General features: G+C 33.4%; 3 protein-coding genes. 2 read left to right on the forward strand and 1 reads right to left on the reverse strand.

What is annotated here, in order from left to right:
• Positions 1-124: 124 nt before the first annotated feature.
• Positions 125-403 carry a hypothetical protein gene (locus tag SPD45_RS14295; protein WP_336268452.1) on the reverse strand — a complete coding sequence of 93 codons (279 nt, stop codon included), beginning with the start codon at positions 401-403 and terminating at the stop codon, positions 125-127.
• Positions 404-1,068: 665 nt separating this feature from the next.
• On the opposite strand from SPD45_RS14295, the gene SPD45_RS14300 reads away from it, so the two are divergent.
• The gene (locus SPD45_RS14300; RefSeq protein WP_336268453.1) at positions 1,069-1,317 is read left to right on the forward strand and encodes a transcriptional regulator SplA domain-containing protein; all 249 of its coding nucleotides are present in this window, start codon (positions 1,069-1,071) and stop codon (positions 1,315-1,317) included.
• Positions 1,310-2,338, forward strand: coding sequence for a spore photoproduct lyase (gene splB / locus SPD45_RS14305; protein ID WP_336268454.1), 1,029 nt, complete (start codon positions 1,310-1,312; stop codon positions 2,336-2,338). The genes SPD45_RS14300 and splB overlap by 8 nt, the downstream gene beginning before the upstream one ends.
• The last annotated feature ends 137 nt before the right edge of the window (positions 2,339-2,475 follow it).

Raw genomic sequence — 2,475 nt, forward strand, 5'->3', positions numbered from 1 at the left:
AAGAAACCATTTAAGGATGATTGATAGTAATACTTATTTTGCGTTTCGCATAATTTGATATGAGAGTAGTAATTGAATTGCCCTCCAATTGTTAGTATGGCGCCTAACAATCGGGGGCTTTTGTTTATTGCTCTTTCATAAAATAGACTACTGAATTATTTTGTGTCATTATATACCCAAATGAATCTGATGATTTTTCCGCTATATTTTGTTCTTCAGCTGTGATTGTAACTTCAATATTTTGATATACTTTATTTTCATATTCATTTTGTTCCTCAATTGTTACAGTTCTTACGATATCGCCATTATCGTTCAATGTTCGGTCTTTAGCAAATGCTGTTGTATGTACAAATAATACGGTCATCATTGCAATAGCGCTAAGAAATAAGAGTGCTTTTTTCACTTAATATTTACCTCCTTCTTCGTTAATTTTTCTAATTATTAAAATTATACTATAAAGGCATATAAAGTACGTATGTAAAAGCACAATAAGTCTAACAAGGGTATGAACAAAGAGATAGAAAACTTTTGCTATCTTTTTGTATCATTCTTTAAAATGTCAATCTATAATATATACGTTATCCAATATAATGTCATTTAAGGACTGTTATATAGATGTAACACTTTATTTTTCCTGCATACTTAACAATAACATCCTATACAGAACGTAAATACCGATATAAGCACCTGTTATTAGAAAAAAGGGATTTAAAAATATGGCATGAATGGTTGTCATGAAAACGGAATTTTCTTTAATTACTTTATAAATGGACAGGGAAGCAATATTTCCAAATACAAGGATAGCGATTATCGCAAGTATGTTATAAACTAGGTTAAATTTTGTTGAGATTTTTTGGGAATATAACATGAGCAGAGGAAGCAAAATACTTCCAAGAATGAAAAATATAATCATTACATCACCTACTTATTTCTCTCAGCTAGTTTGTCCAATTGTATATGTATTATACGTTTGGATAATTTTTACTTATATACAATTTTAAAAAGTGACACATAAATTAATTAAGCGATGGAACAATAGGAATACTAAAAAAGAAGATAGGTGAGATAATGGAACAGAAGTATAGTAAAGGTGATATTGTTTATGTACTCATTCGTAATCCACATGTTCAAGATGTTGCAAATGTTCAGCAAGCAGCAATTGTACAACATCCGGAGCAGCCAAATAAATTAGCGCTTTTTTCGCATGAAAATTATTATCCACTTTCAAATGATTTTGCAATATTTTCAACAGAAGCGGCCGCAGAACTCGCTTATGAGGAAGCATTTGTTATGGATGATGGTGAAAAAGATGGTTAAACCATTTACGCCACAATTGATTTATGTGGAACCACGAGCATTAGAATATCCGAATGGAAAGCGACTCCTCTCGAAGTTTGAGGATATGGGGGTAGAGATACGACAGACCACTTCACATAATCAAATTCGTAATTTACCAGGGGATAATCATTTTCAAAAATATCGTGTTGCGAAATCTACATTAGTTATTGGCGTTAGAAAAACTTTGCATTTTGATACGTCGAAGCCTTCCGCTGAATATGCTATCCCACTTGCAACTGGTTGTATGGGGCATTGCCATTACTGCTATCTACAAACGACAATGGGAAGTAAACCTTATATTCGGACATATGTAAATGTGGATGAGATTTTTGATGCTGCACAAAAATATATGGATGAACGTGCACCAGAAATCACTAGATTCGAAGCATCCTGCACGTCTGATATTGTCGGGGTCGACCATTTAACACACCATTTAAAACAAGCAATTGAGTTCTTTGGTCAATCGAAATATGGGAAGCTTCGATTTGTAACAAAATTTGCACATGTCGATCATTTGCTTAATGCAAATCATCAAGGGAAAACACGCTTTCGCTTTAGTATAAATGATGATTATATTATAAAGTATTTTGAACCAGGAACTTCTAGATTGCACGAACGGATTGAAGCTGCTGTTAAAGTTGCCGAAGCTGATTATCCTTTAGGTTTTATTATTGCACCGATTTATCTTCATGATGGGTGGCAAGAAGGATACTTGGAAATGTTTGAAAAGTTAGATGCGTCTTTACCTTCATTTGCTAGAAAAGATTTAACATTTGAAATGATACAACACCGTTTTACAAAACCCGCTAAAAGAGTAATTCAAGAAAATTATCCCATGACGAAACTGGAATTAGATGAGTCAAAACGAAAAGTAAAATGGGGACGTTATGGCATATACAAGTATGTTTACCAGGATGAACAGCAAGAAGCAATCAAAGATACGTTAGGTAGCTATGTAAAGCGATTTTTTCCAGAGGCAAAAATTGAATATTTCACTTAATAAACAAGCCTTCTTTTTTGTGAGGAAAGGCTAGGTGATTATATCTGCTAGTTCTCGTAGAAATTGGGTTGCACTTGCGGAATTAAGTGATATATTCGCAAGTTCTCGCTGAAATTGCAGTTCACTTGCGGAATTCC

The organism is Pseudogracilibacillus sp. SO10305, from assembly GCF_037072005.1.
Lineage (GTDB): Bacteria > Bacillota > Bacilli > Bacillales > Amphibacillaceae > Pseudogracilibacillus > Pseudogracilibacillus intestinigallinarum.